The 25,698-nt window shown below is 66.3% G+C and carries 25 protein-coding genes; 14 read left to right on the top strand and 11 right to left on the bottom strand.

Translation table 11 applies throughout. From position 1 onward, the window contains the following. The first annotated feature begins 10 nt into the window (after positions 1-10). The 3 genes from tdh (at position 11) to WJ35_RS29230 (ending at position 2,913) form a co-directional block, all read left to right on the top strand. A complete protein-coding gene (gene tdh / locus WJ35_RS29240; RefSeq protein ID WP_060231278.1) occupies positions 11-1,039 on the top strand; it encodes an L-threonine 3-dehydrogenase in 1,029 nt (342 codons plus the stop codon). A gap of 720 nt (positions 1,040-1,759) precedes the next feature. After that, positions 1,760-2,374 carry a TetR/AcrR family transcriptional regulator gene (locus WJ35_RS29235; protein ID WP_069240582.1) on the top strand — a complete coding sequence of 205 codons (615 nt, stop codon included), beginning with the start codon at positions 1,760-1,762 and terminating at the stop codon, positions 2,372-2,374. Between the two features lie 59 nt (positions 2,375-2,433). Continuing rightward, positions 2,434-2,913 carry a DUF1348 family protein gene (locus WJ35_RS29230; RefSeq protein WP_069240581.1) on the top strand — a complete coding sequence of 160 codons (480 nt, stop codon included), beginning with the start codon at positions 2,434-2,436 and terminating at the stop codon, positions 2,911-2,913. A 292-nt stretch (positions 2,914-3,205) separates the two neighbouring features. Here WJ35_RS29230 and WJ35_RS29225 read toward each other — a convergent pair whose 3' ends face one another. Then, on the bottom strand, positions 3,206-4,291 hold the full coding sequence (locus tag WJ35_RS29225) for a tartrate dehydrogenase (RefSeq protein ID WP_069240580.1): 1,086 nt from the start codon (positions 4,289-4,291) through the stop codon (positions 3,206-3,208). A gap of 124 nt (positions 4,292-4,415) precedes the next feature. On the opposite strand from WJ35_RS29225, the gene WJ35_RS29220 reads away from it, so the two are divergent. Continuing rightward, complete coding sequence (locus tag WJ35_RS29220; protein WP_060231271.1) at positions 4,416-5,339, top strand: LysR substrate-binding domain-containing protein; 924 nt, start codon at positions 4,416-4,418, stop codon at positions 5,337-5,339. Positions 5,340-5,395: 56 nt separating this feature from the next. Here WJ35_RS29220 and WJ35_RS29215 read toward each other — a convergent pair whose 3' ends face one another. The 4 genes from WJ35_RS29215 to WJ35_RS29200 form a co-directional block, all read right to left on the bottom strand. Continuing rightward, positions 5,396-5,860: a hypothetical protein gene (locus WJ35_RS29215; protein WP_060231270.1), complete on the bottom strand. Its 465-nt coding sequence runs from the start codon at positions 5,858-5,860 to the stop codon at positions 5,396-5,398. Between the two features lie 62 nt (positions 5,861-5,922). Next, complete coding sequence (locus WJ35_RS29210; protein ID WP_069240579.1) at positions 5,923-7,140, bottom strand: DUF3734 domain-containing protein; 1,218 nt, start codon at positions 7,138-7,140, stop codon at positions 5,923-5,925. Between the two features lie 130 nt (positions 7,141-7,270). Next, the gene (locus tag WJ35_RS29205; RefSeq protein ID WP_069240578.1) at positions 7,271-8,056 is read right to left on the bottom strand and encodes a 3-hydroxybutyrate dehydrogenase; all 786 of its coding nucleotides are present in this window, start codon (positions 8,054-8,056) and stop codon (positions 7,271-7,273) included. Between the two features lie 53 nt (positions 8,057-8,109). Then, a complete protein-coding gene (locus WJ35_RS29200) occupies positions 8,110-8,850 on the bottom strand; it encodes an acetoacetate decarboxylase (protein WP_010088960.1) in 741 nt (246 codons plus the stop codon). 437 nt (positions 8,851-9,287) lie between these two features. Between WJ35_RS29200 and WJ35_RS29195 the strand changes: the two genes are divergently transcribed. Beyond that, on the top strand, positions 9,288-9,869 hold the full coding sequence (locus tag WJ35_RS29195; protein ID WP_069240577.1) for an undecaprenyl-diphosphatase: 582 nt from the start codon (positions 9,288-9,290) through the stop codon (positions 9,867-9,869). 37 nt (positions 9,870-9,906) lie between these two features. Here the strand turns inward: WJ35_RS29195 and WJ35_RS29190 are convergent, their stop codons facing one another. The 3 genes from WJ35_RS29190 to WJ35_RS29180 form a co-directional block, all read right to left on the bottom strand. After that, a complete protein-coding gene (locus WJ35_RS29190; protein ID WP_069240675.1) occupies positions 9,907-10,131 on the bottom strand; it encodes a hypothetical protein in 225 nt (74 codons plus the stop codon). A 118-nt stretch (positions 10,132-10,249) separates the two neighbouring features. Then, positions 10,250-11,074 (bottom strand): siderophore-interacting protein, encoded by an 825-nt coding sequence (locus WJ35_RS29185; RefSeq protein ID WP_196222109.1) that lies wholly within the window; start codon positions 11,072-11,074, stop codon positions 10,250-10,252. 37 nt (positions 11,075-11,111) lie between these two features. After that, positions 11,112-11,819, bottom strand: a complete 708-nt coding sequence (locus tag WJ35_RS29180; protein WP_069240673.1) for a PadR family transcriptional regulator — start codon at positions 11,817-11,819, stop codon at positions 11,112-11,114. 659 nt (positions 11,820-12,478) lie between these two features. Here WJ35_RS29180 and WJ35_RS29175 point away from each other — a divergent pair. From WJ35_RS29175 to WJ35_RS29130, 9 genes are all read left to right on the top strand, one after another. Next, entirely contained in the window at positions 12,479-12,991 is a 513-nt protein-coding gene (locus WJ35_RS29175; protein WP_011881114.1) for a fimbrial protein, read from the top strand. 64 nt (positions 12,992-13,055) lie between these two features. After that, complete coding sequence (locus WJ35_RS29170; RefSeq protein WP_069240576.1) at positions 13,056-15,533, top strand: fimbria/pilus outer membrane usher protein; 2,478 nt, start codon at positions 13,056-13,058, stop codon at positions 15,531-15,533. Then, positions 15,534-16,271 (top strand): molecular chaperone, encoded by a 738-nt coding sequence (locus WJ35_RS29165; RefSeq protein ID WP_069240575.1) that lies wholly within the window; start codon positions 15,534-15,536, stop codon positions 16,269-16,271. It abuts the gene before it with no gap. Continuing rightward, entirely contained in the window at positions 16,268-17,305 is a 1,038-nt protein-coding gene (locus WJ35_RS29160; protein WP_069240574.1) for a fimbrial protein, read from the top strand. Before WJ35_RS29165 ends, WJ35_RS29160 begins: the two co-directional genes overlap by 4 nt. A gap of 414 nt (positions 17,306-17,719) precedes the next feature. Beyond that, positions 17,720-18,871, top strand: coding sequence for a TDT family transporter (locus WJ35_RS29155; protein WP_069240573.1), 1,152 nt, complete (start codon positions 17,720-17,722; stop codon positions 18,869-18,871). A gap of 104 nt (positions 18,872-18,975) precedes the next feature. After that, positions 18,976-19,962 carry a malate dehydrogenase gene (locus WJ35_RS29150; protein WP_011881108.1) on the top strand — a complete coding sequence of 329 codons (987 nt, stop codon included), beginning with the start codon at positions 18,976-18,978 and terminating at the stop codon, positions 19,960-19,962. Positions 19,963-20,023: 61 nt separating this feature from the next. Then, positions 20,024-20,830, top strand: coding sequence for a substrate-binding domain-containing protein (locus tag WJ35_RS29145; RefSeq protein ID WP_196480895.1), 807 nt, complete (start codon positions 20,024-20,026; stop codon positions 20,828-20,830). A gap of 770 nt (positions 20,831-21,600) precedes the next feature. Further along, positions 21,601-22,551 (top strand): helix-turn-helix domain-containing protein, encoded by a 951-nt coding sequence (locus tag WJ35_RS29135; RefSeq protein ID WP_080484442.1) that lies wholly within the window; start codon positions 21,601-21,603, stop codon positions 22,549-22,551. Further along, complete coding sequence (locus WJ35_RS29130) at positions 22,538-23,110, top strand: DUF3331 domain-containing protein (protein WP_014724234.1); 573 nt, start codon at positions 22,538-22,540, stop codon at positions 23,108-23,110. Before WJ35_RS29135 ends, WJ35_RS29130 begins: the two co-directional genes overlap by 14 nt. 119 nt (positions 23,111-23,229) lie before the next feature. On the opposite strand, the gene WJ35_RS29125 is transcribed toward WJ35_RS29130, so the two are convergent. The 3 genes from WJ35_RS29125 to WJ35_RS29115 all read right to left on the bottom strand — a co-directional run bounded on the left by WJ35_RS29125 (position 23,230) and on the right by WJ35_RS29115 (position 25,674). Then, positions 23,230-24,138, bottom strand: a complete 909-nt coding sequence (locus WJ35_RS29125; protein WP_011881104.1) for a LysR family transcriptional regulator — start codon at positions 24,136-24,138, stop codon at positions 23,230-23,232. Between the two features lie 96 nt (positions 24,139-24,234). Continuing rightward, positions 24,235-24,579, bottom strand: a complete 345-nt coding sequence (locus WJ35_RS29120; protein WP_011881103.1) for a DUF4148 domain-containing protein — start codon at positions 24,577-24,579, stop codon at positions 24,235-24,237. A gap of 105 nt (positions 24,580-24,684) precedes the next feature. Continuing rightward, positions 24,685-25,674, bottom strand: coding sequence for a cytochrome d ubiquinol oxidase subunit II (locus WJ35_RS29115; RefSeq protein WP_011881102.1), 990 nt, complete (start codon positions 25,672-25,674; stop codon positions 24,685-24,687). Positions 25,675-25,698 lie beyond the last annotated feature (24 nt).

Genomic DNA, 25,698 nt, shown 5'->3' with positions numbered 1-25,698 from the left:
GAGACCGCCCATGAAAGCACTGGCAAAGCTCGAACGCGGTCCCGGCCTGTCGCTCACGCGCGTGAAGCGCCCCGAGGTCGGGCACAACGACGTGCTGATCAAGATCCGCCGCACGGCGATCTGCGGCACCGACATCCACATCTGGAAGTGGGACGACTGGGCGCAGAAGACGATTCCCGTGCCGATGCACGTCGGTCACGAATATGTCGGCGAGATCGTCGAGATGGGGCAGGAAGTGCGCGGCTTCGCGATCGGCGATCGCGTGTCCGGAGAAGGCCACATTACCTGCGGCTTCTGCCGGAACTGCCGCGCGGGGCGCCGGCACCTGTGCCGCAACACGATCGGCGTCGGCGTCAATCGCGAGGGCGCGTTCGCCGAATACCTGGCGATTCCCGCGTTCAACGCGTTCAAGATCCCGCCGGAGATTTCCGACGATCTCGCGTCGATCTTCGACCCGTTCGGCAACGCGACGCACACGGCGCTGTCGTTCAACCTCGTCGGTGAGGACGTGCTGATCACCGGCGCCGGCCCGATCGGCGTCATGGCCGTCGCGATCGCGAAGCACGTCGGCGCGCGCAACGTCGTGATCACCGACATCAACGACTACCGGCTCGAACTCGCGCGCAAGATGGGCGCGACGCGCGCGGTCAACGTCGCGCGCGAGTCGCTGCGCGACGTGATGACCGACCTGCACATGACTGAAGGGTTCGACGTCGGGCTCGAGATGTCCGGCGTGCCGAGCGCGTTCACGGGCATGCTCGAGGCGATGAACCACGGCGGCAAGGTCGCGCTGCTCGGCATTCCGCCCGCGCAGACCGCGATCGACTGGAACCAGGTGATCTTCAAGGGGCTGGAGATCAAGGGCATCTACGGCCGCGAAATGTTCGAGACCTGGTACAAGATGGTCGCAATGCTGCAAAGTGGTCTCGACCTGTCGCCGATCATCACGCACCGCTACGCCGTCGACGATTACGAGAAGGGCTTCGCGGCGATGCTGTCCGGCGAAAGCGGCAAGGTGATTCTCGACTGGACCGCGTGAGCGTCTGCAGCGGCACGAGCGGCGCGTTTGACGGCCGCCGCGCCGTTTCGTCTCGAGCGTTTGTCGAAGCCTGCCGCGCCGACAGACGCTTGAGGTGAGGATATTCGGGAGCCGCAATGGCATCTCGTATGACGCTGTAATCACCGTGCGCGTGCGTCATGTACGAGTGGTTGATCCGTGGCCGTGATGCATGCGTCACGGCTAGGCGGCAACGCTTCGCGCGCCGCCGCGCTTACGCGTCACTCCTCTATTCAACTTGCGGTGCTCGAAGGGCGCATGCTTTCCGCGTCATCACGCCGGCATGCCGTCGATTCGCCACGCCACGTCGAGCGCGAGCAGAGCGACCGTATGCGAGCTCACCATAAGGCACGCCGGCCCGCATCGAACGGCGAGCGGTGAGCCGGCTGCGATTCGGTCCACTCACCGCTCAACCCCCTCGGTTCCAGCGACAGGCTCGGCACGACGAGCCAGCGTTTCGGGCATCGCAGAGTGCGATGTCCGGTCGTTCACTATCCACGCCGGATATACCTCGAAGAGTCCCCATCGCATCGCATGCCGATACGCAAGCGACGCCTCTGCCTCGAGCCGGAAACCGACCACTACAAAAATACGCTCGCGCGCATCCACCCCTCATCCCACGACCGAAGCAACGCCCTGCCAGCCGCAGGGGTACTCGCTCCCGAGCTTGACGAGGTAGAACGATCGTTCTACCGTAAACGCATGAACACGCCCCAAGACCTCACCCCAGAACCACCCGTGCGCGACCGTCTGCTCGATGCGGCCGAAGCGCTGATCTATTCGGGCGGTATCCATGCAACCGGCGTCGACGCGATCGTGAAACGGTCGGGCGCGGCGCGCAAGAGCTTTTATTCGCACTTCGAATCGAAGGAAGCGCTGGTCGTTGCGGCGCTCGAACGCCGCGACGAACGCTGGATGCGCTGGTTCGTCGATGCGACGCTCGCGCGCGGCAAGACGCCGCGCACGCAGCTGCTCGGCATGTTCGACGTATTGCGCGACTGGTTCTTGCAGCCCGATTTCCACGGATGCGCGTTCCTGAACGCGTCGGGCGAGATCGCGGACGCCGACGATCCGGTGCGGATCGTCGCGCGGGCGCACAAGGCGCGATTGCTGGCGTTCGTGCGCGAACGGCTCGACGCGCTGGCCGACGACGCGGGAATCGAGCGCCGCACGCTCGCGCGCGTTGCGCGCCAGTGGCTCGTGCTGATCGACGGCGCGATCGGCGTGGCGCTCGTGAGCGGCGACGCGACGGCCGCCCGGGATGCGCGCGCCACCGCCGAACTGTTGCTCGACGCCGTGTCGCGAGCAGCGAATTAGCGTTTCCCGACCGGCTGCGCGCGACCGCATGCAGCCTGAACCCTCCACAGGAGCATCCCATGTCCGTTTCCCCCGAAGTCCGTCCGCCCGTTCCACCCTTTTCGCTGGAGACGGCGCGACAGAAGGTCCGCGCCGCCGAGGACGGGTGGAACACCCGCGACCCGCAACGCGTGTCGCTCGCTTATACGCCGCAGAGCCGCTGGCGCAACCGCGCGGAGTTCGTGACCGGCCGCGACGCAATCGTCGGACTGTTGCAGCGGAAATGGACGCGCGAGCTCGACTACCGGCTGATCAAGGAGTTGTGGGCGTTCGACGGCAACCGCATCGCGGTGCGGTTTGCCTATGAATGGCATGACGATGCGGGCAACTGGTTCCGCTCGTACGGCAACGAGAACTGGGAGTTCGACGAGAACGGCCTGATGGCGCATCGCCACGCGAGCATCAACGACATGCCGATCCGCGAAGCGGACCGGCTCTTTCACTGGCCGCTCGGCCGCCGTCCCGACGATCATCCGGGCCTGTCCGATCTCGGGTTGTAACGCAACACGCAGGAAGACGCGCGGCGTTCGTGTTCAACGGTGAGGGAATACGGGAGCCGCGCTGAGGTGAGCGTTTTCGGGAGAACATGGCTTTAGCGCGCGACGGTGTGACGACTCGAGCGCGGCGACTCACCGATCGATCTTCGCAGCCAACGGTGCGATTGCGCGGACGCGCAAAGCACGCGTATCGACCAGACATCGACACCGTGCCTTGCGCCCAAGGTGCGCGACGACCGATCGTGCATCTCACCGCCGACGATCGTCCGCGCCGCGCGCCTTCCACGGAGTCCGATCAGCCGGCGATCCGCGCGGCGATCGCCTCGCCGACTTCCTGCGTTGCCGCCTGGCCGCCGAGATCGCGCGTGCGCGGCCCGTTGCGCAGCACGTCCTCGATCGCGGCGACGATCGCGTCGTGTGCGTCGCGCTCGCGGCCGGCGCCGTTGCCGAGGAAGTCGAGCATCATTGCCGCCGACCAGATCATCGCGATCGGGTTCGCGATGAATTGCCCCGCGATGTCGGGCGCCGAACCGTGCACGGGCTCGAACAGCGACGGAAACGTGCGGTCGGGGTTGAGGTTCGCGGACGGCGCGATGCCGATCGTGCCCGTGCATGCGGGGCCGAGATCCGACAGGATGTCGCCGAACAGGTTCGATGCGACGACGACGTCGAAGCGGTCCGGCTGCAGCACGAAGCGCGCGCACAGGATGTCGATGTGCTGCTTGTCCCAGACGATGTCCGGATAGCGTTCGGCCATCTCGGCCGCGCGCGCGTCCCACCACGGCATGCTGATCGCGATGCCGTTGCTCTTCGTCGCAACCGTCAGGCGTTTCGCGCGCCGCTGCGCGAGCTCGAACGCGAACTTCAGCACGCGCTCGGTGCCGTGCCGCGTGAAGATCGATTGCTGCACGACCACCTCGCGGTCGGTGCCTTCGAACATCGTGCCGCCGACCGACGAGTATTCGCCTTCGGTGTTCTCGCGCACGATCATGAAGTCGATGTCGCCGGCGCGGCGGCCGGCGAGCGGCGACGGCACGCCGTCGAACAGGCGCGCGGGACGCAGGTTGATGTACTGGTCGAATTCGCGGCGGAACTTCAGCAGCGAACCCCACAGCGAGATGTGATCGGGCACGGTCGCGGGCCAGCCGACCGCGCCGAACAGGATCGCGTCCATGCCCGACAGCTGCGCTTTCCAGTCCTCCGGCATCATCCGGCCGTGCTGCGCGTAGTAGTCGCAGCTTGCCCATTCGATGTGCGTGAAGTCGAAGCGGATGCCGAAGCGGGCCGTCACCGCGTCGAGCGCGCGCAAGCCTTCGGGCATCACTTCACGGCCGATGCCGTCGCCGGGGATGACGGCGATTCTGTAAATCCTGTCGCTCATGCGAATGCTCCTCCAGATCGATTCGGGCCGCCGCGGACAACGCGCGCAGCGGTAGACGACCTCATTCTATTTATTTCCATTCGGATTAAAATCGCCGAAAAGGTTAACCGACTTTCCACGAATCGTGAACAAATCGCCGAACCTGGACGACCTGCGCGTGTTCAGCATCGTCGTCCGCCTGACGAGCTTCAGTGCGGCGGCCGAGCAGCTCGGCGTGTCGCCCGCGTATGTCAGCAAGCGCATTGCGCAACTGGAAGCGCAGCTCGGTACGCGGCTGCTGCACCGCTCGACGCGTCGCGTCGCGGTGACGGAAGCCGGCGAACGCGTGCTCGCGCACGCCGAGAAGATTCTCGAGGACGTCGATCATCTCGTCGAGGACGTGTCGACCACACGCACGGTGCCGCGCGGCACGCTGCGCATCTCGAGCAGCTTCGGCTTCGGCCGGCACGTCGTCGCGCCGGCGCTGCTCGCGTTCACCGAGCGCTATCCGCAGCTGAACGTGCGGCTCGATCTGTTCGACCGGCTCGTCGACGTCGCGGGCGAAGGGTTCGACCTCGACATCCGGATCGGCGACGAGATCGCCGATCACCTGATCGCGCGCCGCCTTGCCGCGAACTATCGCGTGCTTTGCGCGTCGCCCGACTATCTCGCACGACGCGGCACGCCGCGCACGCTCGCGGACCTTTCGTCGCACGAATGCCTCGCGATCAAGGAGCGCGATCATCCGCTCGGCGTGTGGCGCATGAACGTGCGCGGCGAGACGCAGACCGTGAAGGTCGGCGGCGCGCTGTCGACGAATCACGGCGAAGTTGCCGTGCAATGGGCGCTCGCAGGGCGCGGGATCGTGCTGCGGTCGATCTGGGAAGCGGGGCCGCTGATCGCGCGCGGCGCGCTATGTCGCGTGCTGCCGGACGCGACCCAGCCCGCGAACGTCTGGGCCGTCTATCCGGAACGGGTCGCGACGTCGGCGAAAGTGCGCGTGTGCGTCGACTTTCTCGCGGATGAGCTCGCGCATCTGAACGACGCGGAGGGCGACGGTGTCGCGTGATGCGCGCCAAAGGTGAGCTTTTGCGGGATCGTGATTCAGTGCCGGCCCGCACCGCGTCACAGCCGCTGGTCCTTCGCCAGCATGAGCACGCGCGCCCAGCGCTGTGCATCGCGCTTGTCCGTCATCGGCAGCTTCCATTCGCCGCGCGCGGCATCGCGAACCTGCACGACGAGATGCCAGCGGCCGCCGATCGTTGCGGCCTGGCAGCCGTTGAGCTGCGACAGCGTATAGCGGCCGTCCGCGCCATCGTGCGACAGCCACAGCAGCCCCTGCGTCGCGGACACGCGCAGTTCGCCCCACGCGCGATGCACGATGTGGGTCCAGCCCTCTTCCTTCGTGTTCGGCGCGATGTCGCGGCGGCGCTTGATCCACCACGCGACCAGCGCCGTCAGCAGCGCGGCGGCAAGCACCGCGGCGGCCACCGCGGCCGGCTCGCCGAACTGCGTGGCGATCACGTGAAAAGTATGAACCGCGCCCCACGCGAGAGCGATGAGCGCGAACAGAGCAATGAAAATTGGCATGTCGGATTCGGAAGGAGGAACGGACCGGCGCAGGCAGCGCGCCGGTCCGCCCGGGCACGACGTCACCGCTTGCGGTGAATGTCGTGCGTCACGAAGCCCGCGTCGTTGACGGGCAACGCGAGGCCGTCCTTGACGGCGAGCGTCTTGCGGATGTCGTCGAGACCCGCGGCCCAGTGGTCGCGCATCGTCGACAGACCGAACTGGTAGTCCTTGTAGTGATGCTCGTACGCCTTCTGCTGATAGATCAGGTGCTGGATGTTGTATTTCTTCCCGCACGACATCGCGTCCGCCTCGATGCACCACGGATCGGTCTTGCGCTGCTCCTCCGGCACCATGTCGAGCACCTGGCGCAGCACGTTGCGATAGCGCTGCTCGCGCTGCAGCGTATCGGTGACGAAACGCGTGCGGCTCGAGTACTGGACGTCCTTCGTGCGCTCGGCGACGTCGGCCAGCGAGCGCGGCAGCGGCCCGCGCGCACTCCACAGGTCGACCTGGAACGCGAGCGTGTCGCGGCGCGGGCGCGCGCGCAGCACTTCCATTAGCGGCGTGTTCGACACGACGCCGCCGTCCCAGTAGTACTCGCCTTCGATCTCGACCGGCGGGAACGCGGGCGGCAGCGCGCCGGACGCCATGAAGTGTTCCGGCTCGAGGCGGATGCGCGCGTTGTCGAAGTAGACGAAATTGCCGGTGCCGACGTTGACCGCGCCGACCGATACACGGGTCTCACCCGAGTTGATGCGATCGAAATCGCACAGCTTGAGCAGCGTCGAGCGCAACGCGGACGTGTCGTACCAGCTGACCTTGTCCGGATGATCGGACACGCCCGGCAGCGGCGGCGGGAAGCGCGGCGCGAAAAAACCCCGCTGGCCCTGCATCATCGCGCTCGCGGCCTGCGATGCGGTGAAGAACGTGCGGACCTGATCGATGCTGTTGAACAGCGCGAACTCGAATGCCGCGGGGACCGCCGGAAAGAACGCCGGCTGGCAGATCGTTTCCCAGAACTGACGCAGCCGCTCGACGCGATGCTCGGGCGCATTGCCCGCGATCAGCGCGGTGTTGAGCGCGCCGATCGAGATGCCCGCGATCCAGTCGAGCGGAATGCCCGCTTCGTGCAAGCCTTCGAACACGCCGGCCTGATAGGCGCCGAGCGCGCCGCCGCCCTGCAGCACGAGTGCGATCGTCTCGTATGGCAGCGACCGCGCCGTTGCCGGTGCACCGGCCTCGTGTCGCAGGTCCGTCGCATCGACGGCCTGCCTTTCGGTGCGGGCGTGCGGTTTCATCAGTTGCTCCGGGAAATCCGCCGTCGACGGCGGGGATGAACGGAGCGACGTCGACCGACGCGCTCCGTTGCGAGAATAAGCCGTGGTTCGCGATGCGCCTCCGTTCCGGAGGCGCGCAAGGCGCGCGACGTTATTGCATGAACCACCCGTGGCTGACGACGAACGACTGGCCGGTCAGCGCGGCGCTCGGGAACGCCGACAGGAACAGCACCGTCTGCGCGACGTCCTGCACCGTCGTGAACACGCCGTCCACCGTGTTGCCGAGCATCACCTTCTTCACCACTTCGTCCTCGCTGATCCCGAGCTCCTTCGCCTGCTCCGGAATCTGCTTGTCGACGAGCGGCGTGCGCACGAAGCCCGGGCACACGACGTGCGAGCGCACGTTGTGCTTCGCGCCTTCCTTCGCCAGCACGCGCGCAAGCCCCAGCAGCCCGTGCTTCGCGGTCACGTACGCCGACTTCAGCGGCGACGCCTCGTGCGAGTGCACCGAGCCCATGTAGATCACGACGCCGCCGCGATCGTCCTTGTACATGTGCTTGAGCGCCGCCTTGGTGGTCAGGAACGCGCCGTCGACGTGGATCGCCTGCATCTTCTTCCAGTCGGCGAACGAATAGTTCTCGATCGGGTTGACGATCTGGATGCCCGCGTTCGACACGAGGATGTCGATCGAGCCGAACGTTTCGGCCACCTTGTCGATGCCGCTGTTGACGGCGTCCTCGTTGGTCACGTCCATCGCGACGCCGATCGCCTTGCCGCCCGCCTGCTTGATTTCCTCGGCCACGGCGTTCGCGCCGTCCTGGTTCAGGTCGGCGATCGCCACCGCCGCGCCCGCTTTCGCCAGCTCCAGCGCGATTTCCTTGCCGATGCCGCTTGCGGCGCCGGTGACGACTGCGGTCTTGCCATTCAGATTGCTCATTTCGAATTTCCCGTGGTGAAGGATGGACAGGGGAGGCCCCTGGGACGTGCTGGTTACTGCGCCAGGTAATCGTAGACGACTTCGCCGAGCCCGAGCGTCAGATCCGCGACGATATGCCGGGCCTCGACGATCTCGAGCACCGGCAGGTCGGCGACCGGCGCGAGCGCATGCGGCGACAGCTCGAGCGAGGCCGGGCCGGTCCATGCGCCTTTCATCTGGATATCCTCCATGTAGTAGCGCACCAGCTCGCAGACGCGCGCCGTGCCGTCGACATGAGGAATGATTTTCAGCAGGAAATTGGGGCTGGCAAGGCGCCTGGCCTGCTCGGCAATGTCGAGCTCGCGGTGCTTGTAGCCCATCGTGCCCGTCGCGACGCGCACCTTGCCGTAGTCGAGCGTGCCGAGGATGTGATCGGTGTTCACTTGCAGCGTGGGCGACGCGAGCTTCTTCGGGAAGCCCCACAGCTCGCGGCCGCCGGCGATCGGCGGATGGTCGTCGAGGTACATCGCGAGCGTGTAGCTGCCCGGCTGGCCGTTGTACTCGACGGGGATCACCTGGCCGCTTTCGGTGTAATCGCCGAAGCCGGTGGAGTCGGCCATGCGAATGAATTCGTAATGCACGAGCGGCTCGGTGACCTGCAGGGGTTCAGGCACGATTTCGCGCAGACGGTCCGGATCGGTGCGATACGTGATGATCAGAAACTCACGATCGACGAAACGGTAAGGGCCCATCGGGAAGGCAGGGCTGGTCAACGGCATCGCAAACGCTTTCGATCGGACATCGCTGGGTTTCATGCGGACTCCTTGTTGTCGAGCGCTACGGGGGTGAGTGGGTCTAAATCGTATGCCTGCGCGCCGTCGTTGTGCGATGCCGCAACTGGAATAAATTGTTGCCGATTTCGGATCCGTTGCGGCGTAAATGTTGAGACGAGTGAGTTGAACCACGGCGATCGCCCGCGATGGCCGCATTTCCGGGGCACGCAGCGATGCCGCGATATGAAAAAGGTGAGTATTTACGGGAAGGTAGGTGAGCCTTCGCGGGCGAAGGTGGCGCGGGAATATGTCAATTGTGTGAACTCTTGCTGCGGTGCACGTTCTAAGTGCGTTCGCGCGCGGACCGCTTCGGCTGCCGTCGTCGCGCGTTAACGATCACATAAGCGAGTGAGCACTAGCATCGTTCGCATCCGACCGGCGCGCCCGGTCTCCCCATCGGCCCACACCTGACCGGATTCATGCAGAACCTCAATCTCACCCTGTTCGACGCCGTCAATGCCGGCGCCGCGCCGCACCCCGCGGTGGCCCGCGTCGCTTTTTTCGCCGCCGACTGGCTCGTCTATGCGATTCCGGCGATGGTGCTGTTGACCTGGCTGTTCGGCGTGCGCACGACGCGGCGCCAGGCCATCGAAGCCGGCGTCGGCGCGTGCGTGGCGCTCGCGCTTGCACAGGTGCTGTCGCATTTCTGGTTCTCGCCGAGGCCGTTCATGGCCGGCGTCGGCGCGCAGCTGATCCCGCATGCGCCGGACGGCTCGTTTCCGAGCGATCACATGACGTTCGTCTGGAGCGTGGCGGTCGGCATGCTGCTCGGCGGCGCGACGCGCATGACGGGTCTCGTGATGGCGGCGATGGCCGCCGCGATCGCGTGGGGGCGGATCTATGTCGGCGTCCATTGGCCGTTCGACATGGCGGGCGGCGTGCTGGTCGGCACCGCCGGCGCGCTGGCCGCGCACCTGTACGGTTACCGGGCCGTCGATCTGCTCGAACGCATCGGCGACGCTGTGCACGCGGTCATGATGGGGCGCGAGCGCACGCCGTGAGCGGGCTGCGGCGCGCGTGAAGCGCCGGTTGCCGACGTCAACCGGCTGTCTTGGCCGCGTCGGCCGACGCCGACGTGCCGCCGCCCGCTTCGTGCAGTTCGGGCGTTTCGCCCGTATGCCGCGCGGCGTCGCGCTCGAGCGCGCTTTCCTTGAGGATCGCGCACATCGCGACGAACAGCGCAAGCGCGACGGCCGCGAGGCCGCAGTAGCCGGCAATCTTCAGGTGGCGAAGGAAAGGCGCAGCGTGGTTTTCATTTGTCATGACCGGGCGCTCCTGGTGCGGACTGCGGCGGCTGTCGCGCGACAGCGGCGTCGCAGACATACATATATACCAGCCGCGGCGCCGATGCCAAGCCCGCCGCGCGAAAGCGCCCGTTGCGTCAGTCTTCCAGCGTTTCATGCACGGCCGCTGCGCCGCGCTTCCAGTAGGCCGCCGCGCGAATCCGCGCTTTGTCGACGCCCCGCTCGCCGGTCAGATGCTGCCGCACCGCGCGCATCGCGAGCGCTTCGCCGGCCGCCCACACGTATCCGTCGCCGGAGGACGGCAGCGGCAGCTCGCGCACCGCATTCAGCAGCGCATCGCCGTCGCTTGTGTCGGCTTCGGCGCGAAAGCGCCAGATTTCATGCACTTCCGCGCGCGTGTCGAACGCGATTTGCGCGCGGCGGTCCGCGACTTCCAGCACGACCGCCGCGCGCGAGCCCGCGGGCAGCTCTTCCAGGCGTCGGGCGACGGCCGGCAGCGCGGTGTCGTCGCCGATCAGCAGATGCCAGTCGAAACCGGTCGGCACGACGAACGAACCGCGCGGGCCGCCGATGCCGAGCCATTGGCCGACGCGCGCCTGCGCGGCCCACTGCGACGCCGGGCCCGGGTGGTTCAGCACGAATTCCAGATCCAGTTCGCACTTCGTACGATCGAAGCGCCGCGGCGTGAAGTCGCGCGCGACGGGCTTCGGCTCGCCTGCCGGGAATTCCGGGCCGTTCGCGCCGAGCGTCGGCAGCGCCGGTCGCTCCGCGCCGGGCGGCGGCAGGAACACCTTCACGTGATCGTCGAACGACGCCGATTCGAAATCCGCGAGATCGGGGCCGCTCAGCGTGACACGCAGCAGGTGCGGCGTGATCGCACGCACGCGCACGACTTGCAGCAAGCGGAATTTGAGCGGATGGCGCACGCGGGTCACGGTGCGCTCCGGTGTGTTCTGTATCAATCCGTGCTCCTGATGGTTTGTGGTGGTGCGGCATGGGTTACGCGCCGCTGCGGCCTTCGATTTCGGCGGTCGCGCGCCGCAGGATCGCGGCGATGCGGCGCTGCTCGTCGGCGGACGCGCCGCTCCTGTGCAGCAGCGCATGCTTCAGCGCGACGCGCGCTTCGACGAATTCCGGCAGCCAGCCGCCGTGCGACTCGTCCGCGGTTTCGCCAGCCGTTTCGCCGGCGAACGCGCGGCGCATGAATTCCATCTTGCGCGCGAGATGGGTGAGGCGTGCGAACAGCGTGTCGACGCGTTCGCGCTGCGCGTCGAGGTGTGCGCGGCCGGCGTCGGTGAGCGCGTAGCGCTTGCGGTTGCCCTCCGCCTGCGACGCGACGAAGCCGACTTCCTCCAGATAGGTCAGTGCCGGGTAGACCATGCCGGGGCTCGGGCTGTAGAAGCCGTTCGAGCGCGTGTCGAGCGCCTTGATCAGCTCGTAGCCGTGGCTCGGCTGGTCGGCGAGGAGCGCCAGCAGCATCAATTGCAGGTCATCGGCGCTGAACTGCCGGCCGCGCGGCATGCCGTCGTCACCGAAATCGCCAAAGCCGCCGCGTCCGCCACGGCCGCCGAACGGGCCGCCGCCGAACGGATCGCGGCCGCGGCGATGGCGGCCGATCGCGTGCCGCAGGCTGGCGAACCACTCGAGGCCGGGATGATGGCCGTGGCCGCGGCAGCGGGCGTCGCCATCGAAAGGGGTGTGTCGCATCATCGAGTCCTATATGTCGAAAAACATATCTAAAGATATATATCGAAAGATAGGGTGTCAAGGGTGGGATTTGGGGTTGGATGGGTTTGAAGGGTGGGGCTCCACGAATGGGGCTGCTCCTCGCCTATTGATGTAAGGAATTGCAGCGCCGCGGCGCGCGACTTTACGCGTGCCGGTTGCCCTCGCATTCGTGCCGAGTGCAGGGAGGTCGCTTGCCGTGTCGCTCGCGTGCTGGCCGACCGCGATTGCGCATCGTCCGGACGCGATCGCGCCGAAGCCGCTCGGCCGCGATCGTGGCGTTCGCATTGACCGCCGTACTGCCATACCGATGGTTGTCGATAATTCGCCGACTGCCGTCGCCAACTGTTCGACGCATCCGATACTCATCCCGTCTGACCCATACGAATCCATGCGCCGAACACGAGTGCGGCTCTCTCGGCCGCGATGTGATCGACCAAATTCGATGTCTCGTTGGCCACGGTCCAAAACGCGGCCAAACGCAGCCCTCAGCGCACGCATTTCGCGAGCACCAGACCGTTCGCGATACCTCCCATCGCATTTCTCACTACTAAGATTCCGCCGCCGATCCGTGGTCGAGACAATCCGCTCCGTACGCAATTTTGCGTGCATTCAATTCGACAAAAGTTACGGATAGGAAAATGAAAAAGATTTTGGCAGCAGCGGCGCTCGCCGCAGTTTCGGCATCGACGTTTGCGGCGGCGACCCCGGGCACGATCCGGTTCCAGGGCGAGATCGTCGCGGGCGCATGCGGCATCAGCCAGGAAACGCTCGACCAGACCGTGTCGCTCGGTCAGGTTCCGTCGCACGTGTTCAAGAAGGTCGGCGATCGTTCGGAGGCGAAGAATTTCAACATCGTGCTCACCGACTGCGATACGTCGACGCAGACCAACGCGTTCTTCACGTTCACGGGCGCGTCCGACGCCACCAACGCAGACTTGATCGCCACGACCGGCAGCGCGAGCAACGTCGGCATTCGCCTGCAGGCGGGCGCGAACGATTACCTGAAGAACGGCACCGAGCAGTCGTCCCCGGTTGTGCTGTCGAAGAGCGGCAACACCGTGACGTTCGGCGCGATGTATGAGGCGACGGCCGCAGCGGTCACGCCGGGTATCGCGAACGCGGTCGCCAACTTCACCGTGCGCTACCAGTAATCGCCGGGAGCTCCTGGGGGGAGCTCGGCTCCCCCCGTTCCACGCATTCGTCCGGCTGATCAATGTGAACACCCCCCGTCGCCTTCTCGGCATCCTCGTCACCTGCCTGCTGACCGCCAAAACCGCGCACGCCACCGAATTCAACGCCGACTTTCTGGATGTCGACGGTGCGAAGGACGTCGACCTCGCGCAGTTCACGCACGCCGACTACACGGTGCCCGGCACCTATTTGCTGGACGTGGTCGTCAACGGCAGGCTGCTGGCGGCGCGTGCCATCGACTATGTCCAGGGCAACCAGCCCGGCACCAGCGTCGCTTGCGTGCCGGCCGACCTCGTCGCGCAGATCGGCCTCAAGCAGACGTTGCTCGCCACGCTGCCGCGCACGTACGACGGCCGCTGCATCGACCTGCTCGCGATCGACGGCGCATCGGTGCGGCACGACCGCGCATCCGCGCGCCTGCGGATCGCGATTCCGCAGATTGCGTTCGAATACAGCGACCCCGACTACATACCGCCCGCCGCATGGAGCGACGGGATCCCCGGCGCGTTGCTCGACTATCGCGTGATCGGCAACACGTCGCACGGTCACGGCACGCATTCGAGCACGGTGCAAAGCTATGGAACGATCGGCGCCAATGCCGGCGCATGGCGCTTGCGCGGCGACTATCAAGCGCAGCTCGCGTCCGGCGGCAACGCAAACTTCGGCGGCAGCTCCAAGACGTTCCAGTTCAACCGGCTATACGCGTTCCGGGCGTTTCCGCAGATTCGCTCGACGGTATCGCTCGGACAGAGCTATCTGAATTCCGACATCTTCGACACGTTCGCGCTGACGGGCGCGACGATCCGCAGCGACGACCGCATGCTGCCGCCGTCGATGCGCGGCTATGCGCCGCTGATCTCGGGCGTCGCGCGCACCAACGCGACCGTGACGGTGTCGCAGCAGGGCCGCGTGCTGTACGTGACGCGCGTGTCGCCGGGCGCGTTCGCGCTGCAGAACATCAACACGAGCGTGCAGGGCACGCTCGACGTGACCGTGCAGGAAGAAGACGGCAGCGAGCAGCGCTTCACGGTGCAGAGCGCGGCCGTGCCGTTCCTCGCGCGCGCAGGTGAATTGCGTTACCGCACGGCGGTCGGCAAGCCGCGCCTGTTCGGCGGCGCGGGTATCGATCCCGCATTCGGTTTCGTGGAAGCCGCATATGGCTTGCCGCACGAGATCACGATCTACGGCGGGGCGCTCGGTGCGTCGGGTTATGCGGCGCTCGCGTTCGGCGTCGGCAAGAATCTCGGCGCGTTCGGCGCGGTGTCGGCCGACGTGACGACGGTGCGCGCCCGGCTGTGGTGGAGCGGTGAAACGCGCGTCGGCCGCTCGTACCGCTTCAACTATTCGAAGCACTTCGATTCGCTCGACGCGGACGTGCGCTTCTTCGGCTACCGCTTCTCCGATCGCACCTACACGTCGTTTCCGCAGTATTTCGGCGATCCGACTGCCGCTGGCCTCGCGCCCGGCAAGCAGCGCTACTCGATCAGCCTCGCGAAGCGCGTGATGGACGTGTCGACGTTCGTGTCCTACGACCATACGAGCTACTGGAATCGCCCGTCGGACGAGCGGATCGGCGTGACGGCCGCGACGGCCGTGCGGATCGGTTCGCTGCGCAACGTCTCGCTGAACCTGTCGGCGTACCGCACTCGCGGTGGCGGCGGCAGCGGCAACCAGCTGTTCGTGTCGGCGACGATTCCGTTCGGTTCGCGCCAGACGGTGACGACCAGCGTCGCATCGACCAGCGGCGGCGGCACGAACGTGACGGCCGGCTATCTCGGCGGCACCGACAAGGGGCTCTCCTATTCGCTGTACGCGGGGACGACCAACGGCGCCGCATCGGCGAGCGGCAATCTGCGCAAGCAGTTCAGCTCGATCATCGCGAACGTGCAGGCGGCAGCCAATACGCGCTCGAACACGTCCGCGTCGATCGAACTCGATGGCTCGTTCGTCGCGACGCAGCACGGCGTGACCGCGCATGCGAACAGCTACAACGGCGATACGCGCCTGCTCGTGTCGACCGACGGCGTGCCGGACGTGCCGTTCTCGGGCACGCAGGCGAGTTCCGACGCGCGCGGCTACGCGGTGATCGGCGCGGTATCGCCGTTCAGCACGTTCGACGCGCGGGTCAACACCAATCGCGCGTCGTTGCAGACGACCGTGTCGAACCCGGTGCAGCGCGTCGTCCTGACCGACGGCGCGATCGGCTACGTGCATTTCGATACGACGCACGGCCGGAACGCGCTCGTCGTGCTGCGCTTGCCGTCAGGCAAGGACGCGCCGTTCGGCGCATCGGTGGTCGACCGTCGCACCGGCAAGGAAGTCGGCATCGTCGGCGAACACGGCGTGACCTATCTGACCGGTGTACGCAAGGACGCCGAGCTGGTGGTGCGCGTGGTCGACCGCGACATCTGCCGGCTTCCCGTCCTTCCTGAATCGATGACGCTCGGCGCCGATCCGGTTCCACTCGATTGCGCCGAGCCCGACACACTTTCCCGGAGATAAATGATGAATTCGAACCCGTTGATGCGGCTCGCGGCCGCCGTCGGCGTGACGATGCTGATCGCGGCTGCGACCGTGCATGCGGCCGTCGTGCCCGACCGTACGCGCGTGATCTACGACGGCGATGCGCAGTGGCAGAGCGTGACCGTGGCAAACAAGAGCGAGAAGTACCCGTACGTCGTCCAGTCGTGGATCGAAGACGAGCACGGCAAGAAGATCACGTCGCCGTTCATGGTGCTGCCGCCGCTGCAGCGGATCGAGCCGACGGAGCGCAACGTGTTGCGAATCGTCCGGTTGCCGGGCGATGCACTGCCGAGCGATCGCGAGACGGTGTTCTACCTGAACATCCGCGAGGTGCCGCCGAAAACGGATGCCGTCAATGCGCTGCAGATCGCGCTGCACACGCAGATGAAGCTGTTCTACCGGCCGAAGGGCGTGCAGCCGTCGCGCGACGAGGACCCGACGCTGCCGATGACGCTGCGTCTCGATCCGTCGACGCACAGGCTCGTGCTGGACAACCCCACGCCGTATCACGTCACGGTGGTCAAGCTGTTCGCCGGGGAGAGCAAGACACCGCTGAAGTTCGGCGGCCTGATGGTGGCGCCGATGTCGGCCGCGACCACCGACGTGGCAGGCCCGCTGCCGGCAACGCTGTCGGTCGTGCACATCAACGACTCCGGCGGCGAAACCGCCGTCAGGTACGCGTGCGATGCATCCGCATGCCGGAGCCAACCGAAATGAGCGCGGCGATTTCGCGCCGCGGCGTGCGTGCCCGTCTCATCGGGCTGTTCTCGCGCGTAATGTTGCTGCTCGGCTGCCTGGTCGTCGCGCAATCCGCGTGGGCCGTCCGGTGCGTGACGAGCGACGGAGTCGACCGGTTCGTCCAGCCGATCGGCTCCGTGCAGACCTATCCGATCAACGCACCCGACGGCTACGTGATCTGGGTGTCGCCGCCGCGCACGACGACCGGCTATTGCTACAAGGATCTCGGCGGCGAGTCGCTGACGTTCGACGATCCGATTTCGTTCTACGCGAACCCGAACGGCGAGAGCCCGCTGGCGTGGGGGCTCGAGATTGGCATCCGCTATCGCGGCGTCGACTATTTCGGGGCGGGCAACCAGCCGGGCACGGGGGTGCCGACCGGAATCGTCGTGCCGCCCTGTAGCCGTCGGGATTTTAATAAGTTGGGGGGATGCCCGAGGATTCCGCTCAGCATCACGTATCAGGTCGTCATCAGGAAGGCGGGGACGTGGGTGGGGATTCCGCAGGACAGCTATGCGGCGTTCCAGTTCGACGGCGTGAAGGGGATCAATGCGCGCAACACGAGCTTCCGGTACACCCTGAGCGGAATGCAAAACCTGAAGCCGTCACCCTGCGTCGTCGACGTGACCGTGACGCCCGAGCCGGGCATCGTCGATTTCGGGAAAGTGAAGGCGACCCCGACGGGTTTTTCTCCGGAGACGCCGACTCAACCGTTCTCGCTTGCGCTGGACAAGCGGCAATGCGACACGCCCGTGAAGATTCAGGGGTACTTCGACACGCCGAATCCGGTGCAGGGCAACGTCGTCCTGCCGTCAGCCGACAGCGGCTTCGGCGTCGAGATTCTCGACCGCAACGGGCGCCAGGTGCCGCTGCGCGAGCCGTTCGATCTTGCGAACTTCTCGGCGACACAAGCGCGTATCGACGTGCCGATGAGCGCGGTGCTAAGGTCGTTGGGGACACCGAAGATCGGTCCGTTCACCGTGACGGCGACGGTGCAGATTCTCTACGATTGAGGTCGCCGGACACCGCGGAACGCGTCGCTCGCGCTGCGGGTGGTGAAGACGACGAAAGCGGTCTCTTCGTTATCCGCAGCGCGAGCGCCGGCTTGCCTCCCACGTCGGCGACGCACTTCCGCACGTGGCAACTGAGGACGGTACGCGCATCCATCGTGTTTGCGACGTTCCGACGCCGGCTTTCTTTCGACTACGTCGACGTCTACCGCAGCAAATCCCAGTCGCCGCTCGGCTACCGGCTGCCCGGCAGCCAATCAAAACTCTGCCGATACACATCGGGCCGCCCCAGCCTATTTCGCCCAGCCCGCCGCGATCCATAAATACAAAGCATGCCAAGCATGCGAAGTATGTATTTTCCCTATGCTTCGCACGCACCTACATTGTCGATATTCGATCCCTTTCGAGAGAACAGCGATGAATCCGACAAGGCCTGGCACGACGGCGGCCCATAGCCGACAAAATCTCGCTGACAAGATTCGGCAGTTCACCCCGAACTGGTTCGCGATGACGATGGGCAACGGAATCGTATTCCTCGTCCTTGCCGGATTGCCGTGGCACTTCGCAGGGCAGATGGCGTTGGCCCACACGCTGTGGGTGGCCGACAGCGCGCTCTACATGGTGTTTGCCGGCATGCTGTTGGCACGCTGGATCTTCTATCCGGAAACGATCCGCCCGATGCTGCATCACCCGCTGCAGTCGATGTTCCTCGGCGCCGTGCCGATGGGGCTCGCGCCGATCATCAACGGGCTGGTCATGTTCGCCGGCTCGCATGCGGGCGAAGCGGCGAGCCAACTGGCCTACGGCTTGTGGTGCGTCGATGCGGTACTGGCGCTCGCCGTCGCAGTCGGCGTGCCGTACATGATGTTCACCGCGCAGGACCATGCGTTCGAGCGCATCACGGCCGTGTTGTTGCTGCCGATCGTCGCGCCGGAAGTGGCGGCGTCGAGCGCCGCCGTCCTCGCGCCGCATGTCGACGCATACACCGCGCGCTTTCTGGTGGCCGCCGGGTACGTGCTGTGGGCCGTGTCGGTGCCGCTCGCGTTTTCCGTGCTGACGGTCGTGTTCTTCCGGCTGGTGATCCACAAGCTGCCGCATCGCGATCTCGGTCCGTCGAGCTGGCTGACGCTCGGGCCGATCGGAACGGGCGCGCTGGGCCTGCTCGCTCTCGGCCACGTCGCGCCCGACGCGTTCGCCGGCACGGCGTTCGAGGCGACCGCGCTCGTCGCGCGCGAGATCGGCGTGATCGGCGGCTTGCTGCTCTGGGGCACCGGCCTGTGGTGGCTCGCCACGGCGATGCTGTTCACGCTGCGGTATTCCCGCGACGGGCTGCCGTTCAATCTCGGATGGTGGGGCTTCACGTTCCCGCTCGGCGTCTACACCGTCGTGACGTTCAGTCTCTATCGGACCACGGGCTTTGCCGCGTTCGCCGTGCTCGGGATGGCGCTGGCGGCGCTGCTCGGCAGCCTCTGGTTGATCGTGCTGTCCCGCACGCTGCGCGGCCTCGCCCGCGGCGAACTGTTTCACGCTCCGTGTCTCGTCGTCCGTGCGCAGCCCGCGCTCGGTTGAACCCGTCGTCGAACCGCTGCCGCCGGCGGCACGTGCAACACGCGGCCGGCCGCAGCGCAGCTTTCCATCCGCGTCACCGAACCCAACCTCGAAGGAGATCCAGCATGTCCAAACCTGCCCGCCGTGTCGCCGTGACCGGAGCCGCCGGTCAAATCGCCTACTCATTGCTGTTTCGAATCGCCCGCGGCGATCTGCTCGGCGACGATCAGCCCGTCATCCTTCAGCTCCTGGAATTGCCGCACGCGCTGGACGCGCTGCGCGGCGTGGTGATGGAACTGGAAGACTGCGCCTTCCCGCTGCTGCAGTCGGTCGAAATCAGCGACGATCCGCGCGTCGCGTTCCGCGATGCCGATTACGCGATGCTCGTCGGATCGCGCCCGCGTGGCAAAGGCATGGAACGGCGCGATCTGCTGGCCGCGAACGCCGCCATCTTCCGCTCCCAGGGCGAGGCGCTCAACGAAGTGGCGAACCGGCAGGTGAAGGTGCTCGTCGTCGGCAACCCGGCCAATACCAACGCGTGGGTGGCCCGCCACTACGCGCCCGACCTGCCGGCGGATGCGATTACCGCGATGATCCGTCTCGACCACAATCGCGCCGTGTCGAAGCTGGCCGCCCGATGCGGCGTAACGGTCGATGCCGTCAGCCGCATGGCGGTGTGGGGCAATCATTCGCCGACCATGTTCCCCGACTACCGTCACGCGCTGATCGACCAGCAGCCTGCGCCGATGCGTGTCGGCGACGAGCGCTGGTATCTCGACACGTTCATCCCCGAAGTCGCGCGCCGCGGCACGGCGATCATCGAAGCGCGCGGCGCCTCGTCGGCGGCGTCGGCCGCCAATGCGGCGATCGACCAGATGCGCGACTGGATTCGCGGCAGCGGCGGGCGCTGGGTGTCGATGAGCATCGTGTCCGGCGGCGAGTATGGCATTCCGCGCGGCCTGATGTTCGGGATGCCGACGATCTGCAGCGAAGGCCGCTATCGCGTCGTCCCGGATCTCGAGATCGACGCGCTGGCGCGCGCGCGCATCGATGCGTCGGTTGCGGAACTCGTGGACGAGATGCAGGCCGTGCGCGCGATTCTGGCGCTGTAGCGCGATCCGAAGCGCATCGAAGCCGACTCCCGCTCGAACGACCCACCTAAAGGAATCCATCGTGCTGAACGCATTGAAAAAGAACATGGCCATGTCATTGGCGTTACTGCTGTTCGCGTGCGGTGCGTCCGCCCACGAAACGGCCGATCCGACGATACGGCGCGATGCGCGCGACGGCGTCGTGCGCCTGTACGGCGCAGGCGGCCCCGATACCGCATTCGCGAAAGTCGCGAAGGTCTTCACCGACGAAACGGGCATCAAGGTGGCAGTGACCGGCGGACCGGAGCCCACGTGGAGCCGCAAGGCGCAGGCCGATGCCGACATTCTGTGGGGCACCTCCGAAGAGGATATGGCCGGGCTGCTCGAAACCTACACGGTGTTTCGATGGGGCGACGTGACGCCGATCTATGTTCGCCCGGCCGTCATCGCCGTGAAGAAGGGCAATCCGAAACACATCCACGGCTTCGACGATCTGCTCGCGGACGGCATGCGCATCGTCGTCACCGAAGGCGCGGGCGTGGCGAATACGTCCGGCACCGGCACGTGGGAGGACATCGCCGGCCGCATGGGACGTCTCGACGACGTCAGGCGGTTCCGGCGGAACATCGTCGGATTCGGCAAGGGCAGCGGGCCGAGCTTCAGGATGTTCGTCGACAAGGACGCGGATGCCTGGATCACCTGGCCGGACTGGCCGATCACGCATCCCGACCAAGCCGATTACGTGAGCTTGTCCGCGAACCGGGCGATCTGGCGAGACGTCAACGTTGCGCTCGCCCCGGATGCCGATCCTGAAGCGAAGCAATTCCTCGATTTCCTGAACAGCGATCGCGGCGCCGCCATCATGAAGACCGAGGGCTGGGTGCGTTGAGCGGATGACGGAGCGCGACGGCGGAACGTGCGTTCCCAGGCGAACGGCCCGCGACACGTATGTCTTGCCGCAGTCGATATGCATGGCGGCCGCGCAGCCACTGCCCGTTTTCAACACACGCGATGACTACCTCACCTCATCTCGGGACGGTTACGTACGCACCATCGCACGCCGGGATACGCCGGTAGCCGACAAGCAGCCCCGGTTCATCCGCGCGTGTGGCTGCGGCGCAGATTTCAGTTTTGTCATCCGCGTGTTCGACTGAGGTCAAGTCGGATCATCACAATGGGAGCACTGAACAACGACCGTATCCGGCGACGTGCCTCGTGATCGCCAAGGATGCGCACCTCACCGCTTATGCAAGGTGTCAGCGATGAACGACCTGATCCACGAACCAACGGCCACGCTACGGCGCGCGGAATCATCCGGCGATGGAGCGAGGAGCGCACCGGCTTCGCGCGCTTGCCGATACGTCCGCACGGCTCGGGCCGCCGGTTCGTGGCGCGACGACGCGCGAGCGATGCCGTTGCCGCGAGCGGCAGGTGTCTGCCGCGACGGGAGATCGGCCGCCGGCGTTCCGGCCGCGCACGCGATGGCGTTCGGTTGCCGCCGTGCCGAATCGTGAATTGAACGTCGATATGACCGGCCTCATCCATCGATGCGGTTCGAGCAACCCTTCGTATAACTGGTGCAGCGCGTGTCGTTTCGATACCGTGGATTCACTGCACCGCTCGTGCGTAACGCTTCATGTTCCCGTCAGGTAGCCAGCCATGATTCTTTCGTCGTCGAGTCCTTGCAAGACAGCCGCCGGTTTCAACGTGCTTGCCGGTGCGCGCGCGTCCAGCCCTATTGCTGCGGAGCACGCGTGGCGCGAGCCGGGCGTCGGCCGCGATATCGATATCGCCCTTTCGCGCTGGACACGCAATGGCGCGCAGACGCTCGAAGTGGCGAACGACTGCGGCGAGAACTGGCACTGCATCGGCATCAACCTCAAATGCACGTCGTTGACTTTTTCGCACGCGGGCCGCACGCTCGTCGAAGGCCGGTTGACGGCCGGTACCGCGCAGATAACGGCGCCCGGCGTCGCGTGTCGCGCCGTGTTCGGCGCGCCGAGCGACGTGCTGCACTTGTTCGCGTCCCAGACGGTATTGGCCGAGTGCTACGCCGACCTCTTCGGCCGCCCCCATGCGGGCGACATCGTCATCGACGATCCGCGGCTGATCCGCGATCCGGCGCTCGAGCGGCTCGGTCAGGCGCTTGCCGTGTCGCACAAGGAGCACGCGGCATTGGGCAAGGTGTTCGCCGACAGCATCAGCCTCGCGATCGTGTCGCGCGTGGTCCTTCGCCACTTCTCGACCAACCGGAGCGAGGTGCGCGTTGCGGCCGCGCTGCCGTCGTGGCGCATGCGTCGCGTGGTCGAGTTCGTCGAAGCGAACCTCGCGGAGCCGATCGGCCTTGCCGACATGGCAGACAGTGTCGGGCTGACGCGGATGCACTTTGCCGCGCAGTTTCGTCGAGCCACCGGGTTGCGGCCGCACGAGTATCTGATGCGGCGGCGCATCGAGCGCGCGCAGCAGCTGCTGCTCGAATCACGCGACGGGCTGCTCGACGTCGCACTGGGCTGCGGCTTCCGCTCGCAAGCCCATTTCACGACGGTGTTCAAACGCTTCGTCGGAGAGACGCCGTTTTGCTGGAGGGCGAAGACGAATGTCGATCAATGAACGGGTCACGGCCTTCCTGGCCGTCAGCGATGGATTTCTTCGCGGCGCATCGAGCGACGCCCGCGCGATCGCGCAGCACGCTCGCCGCAACGGTTCAACCCATGACGCAATGAGGACGACGATGAACGTCTCGACCGATGTGATCGCGCTGGATCCGTGGCAGCAAACGCTGAGTCTGCTGTCCCAACTGTGCCGTGACGATCTGCGATTGCGCGCGCCGGCGCGCGAGCCGCTGCGCGCGCGCGGGATGGCGCATCGTGCAAACGTGCGAGCGAGCGATGCCGAGCGCCGAGCCGTTTCGGTGAGTTTCGTCGATCGTGTCAGCTCGACCGTGGTTACGATCGCATGGCGCGATTCCACGCACTGCTCGTATGGCGACCAGACCTGGCACGTGACACGCGCCCGCGCCAGCGGAGTGTGTGCGCTCAGCGGCGAACCCGTTCGCATCGGCGACGCCGTCTATCAACCGCGTGCGCGTCCGAAGCCGCTCAATGCCGGGGCGATGATTCTGGAGTCGGTGCTGCACGAAGCCGAAGCCGAAACCGAAACCGATCGCTGACGTCGGCGGCGACGCGGCAAGCACCCAACAAACGCAACACTCGCGTGCCCGCTCGCCGCGCGCAACGCCGTGCGAGCCCCGCGCGGCGCTGAGCACGCAACGCGGCGGCAAGCAGCAGGCTACTCGGCGCCCGCAGCGATCGCGGTGTTCAGCGTGCCGCTCGCCACGAGGTCGAACAATGCCTGGCCGCTGGGGGACAGCGAGCGCCCTTTCGCCCAGACCATGTGCAGCGGCCTGACGATCTTCATGTCGTCGACTTCGATGACGGTCAGCTCGCCGCGTCGCAATTCGTCCGTTACGCTGAGCGTCGAAATGTAGCCGAGCGCGTGCTGGGACAGCAGCATCCGCTTGATCGCCTCCGTATGGCTCACCGACATCAGCGGCTCGATTTCGAGGCCGGCGCGACGATAGGATTCTTCGACGATCGCGCGCGTGCCGGACCCCGGCTCACGCATGATGACGGCGCGTTCGGCCAGATCGCGCGCCCGTACTTTCTTGCCCGCAAGCGGGTGACCGGCCGCTGCGATGACGGCAATTTCGTCGGAGCCGATACGGCGGGCATGGAGAATGGACTCGTCGAACGGCCCTTCGATGAAACCGATCGTGAAGGTCAGGTCGTGCAGGCCCGCTTCCACGCGTTCGGTGTTCGTGACGGTCAGATCGATCGCGACACGGGGATGCAGCGCATTGAACCGCGCAATCGCTTCGGGGACGAAAAACACGCCGAGCGTGCCGCTGGCGCCGATCTTCATGTGGCCCGACCCGAGGCCCGCCAGCTCCGCGAGCTCTTTCTCGGCCGTATCGGCGAGCGTGAAGATGCGGCTCGCATACTCGTAGAGCAGCTTGCCGCCTTCGGTCAGCGCGACGCCGCGCGGCAGCCGGTCGAACAGCACGACGCCGATGCGATCCTCGAGTTCGCGGACCTCGCGGGTGACAGCCGGCTGACTGACGTGCAGTCGTTCCGCACCTGCGCTGATACTGCCGGCGCGCGCGACTTCGTAAAAGGCGAGAAGGTGAGTGAAGTTCATAGAGTGCGGGACAGAGGCCGGCTGCCCCGCGCGCCACGTATCCGGGCCGGGCTGCCCGGCGGGCGGCCTCGGCTGGACGGTGTACGGCACGTGCGGTCAGCTGCCGAAATAGGAATTGCAGAAGCTCGCCGGGCCGACGCACGACGCGCCTGCGCGCGTAGCCGCGTGAATGCGCTTGCCGCTTGCCGAGGTGCCGTCCGCCGGCGCGCTGCCGAAGCCGCTCGCCGCCTGCTGCTGCGCGGCGACCGTCGCTTCGGCTGCCTGGATGTCCGACGGATACCGAGGATCGTTTCCGGGTGCCGGATTATAGCCAGCGCGTTCGACGCGGACCAGATCGGCGCGGACTTGTGCGCGCGTGAGCGGCGTGTTGCTTTGCGCGAAGCCCGACGCAGGAGCGGCGAGGGTGCCGAGGACGAGCGCGATGCATGCGAGCGTTTTCATGATGAGACTCCTTCGGTTCGGTTGAGTACGCCGCAACGATCCCTGCCTCCCCGCGTGGGGCGACGTCGAGACCCGCCGAACGATCGTCGTGCCGCGCGGAGCGGGTCAGTCGCCCGCTCGGGCCGTCCCCGTCACCTTGCCGCGAAAGACCGAGTACTGATAAAGGTTGTAGCCGATCATCACCGGAAAGATGAAGCCGATGCCGATCAGCATGAACACCAGCGTCGCCGTATCCGACGAAGCCGCGAGAATGGCGAGCCTGCCGGGCACGAAGTCGGGATAGACGCTGACCGCGAGCCCCGTGAACGAGACCACGAAGAGCGCCACGGCGGCGCGAAACGGCCCGCGCACGCTGCCCAGATAGAGCGAAGCGACCAGCCACGCGAACGACAGTGCGGCGCACAGGGCCAGTGCCGCGAGCACCGGGAACACGCCGGGCTCGAGCCACCGCTCGCGTCCCACCGCGCTGCCGGCCCAGGTGGCCGCCGTCAGCACGGCCGCCGCCGCCACGGTGAGCACGGCGCACAGCAACGCGATACGACGAGCCCACTGTTCGAGGGCGCCCACCGTCTTCTTCGCGACGTAGGTGGCGCCGAGCAACGCATAACCCGTCACCACGCCGAGCGCCGCGACGCCGGAAAACGCGACGCCGAACGCGCCGGGCGCGAGCCCCGTGACGATGCGGCCGAGCATGACGCCCTGCGAAATCGCGGCCACCAGGCTGCCCGCGCCGAATACCGTATCCCACGCCGGCCCGTGCCGGTCGCCGTGACGAAATTCGATCGCCGCGCCGCGCATGATGAGTCCGGCGATCATCGTCATCACGGGCACGTAGAGGCTCTGCATCAACAGCGCGTAGGCGGCCGGAAAGGCGCCGAACAGTGCGCCGCCCACCACGACGAGCCAGGTCTCGTTCGCATCCCACACGTGGCCGATCGTCTCGACCATCACGTCGCGTTCGTCGCGCGTACGTTTGAGCAACGTGAGCATGCCGACGCCGAGATCGAAGCCGTCGGTGACGACATAGAAGACGAGCATCAGGCCGATCAGCGCGAACCACGTGAAGGCCAGCATCGAATGAGCGGAAGTGTTCATCGTCATTTCGCCCGCAGGGGCGCG

This window comes from Burkholderia ubonensis (assembly GCF_001718695.1).
Lineage (GTDB): Bacteria > Pseudomonadota > Gammaproteobacteria > Burkholderiales > Burkholderiaceae > Burkholderia > Burkholderia ubonensis_B.
The sequence above is the reverse complement of the archived record's forward strand: the minus strand, read 5'-3'. Positions and strand labels throughout refer to the sequence as shown.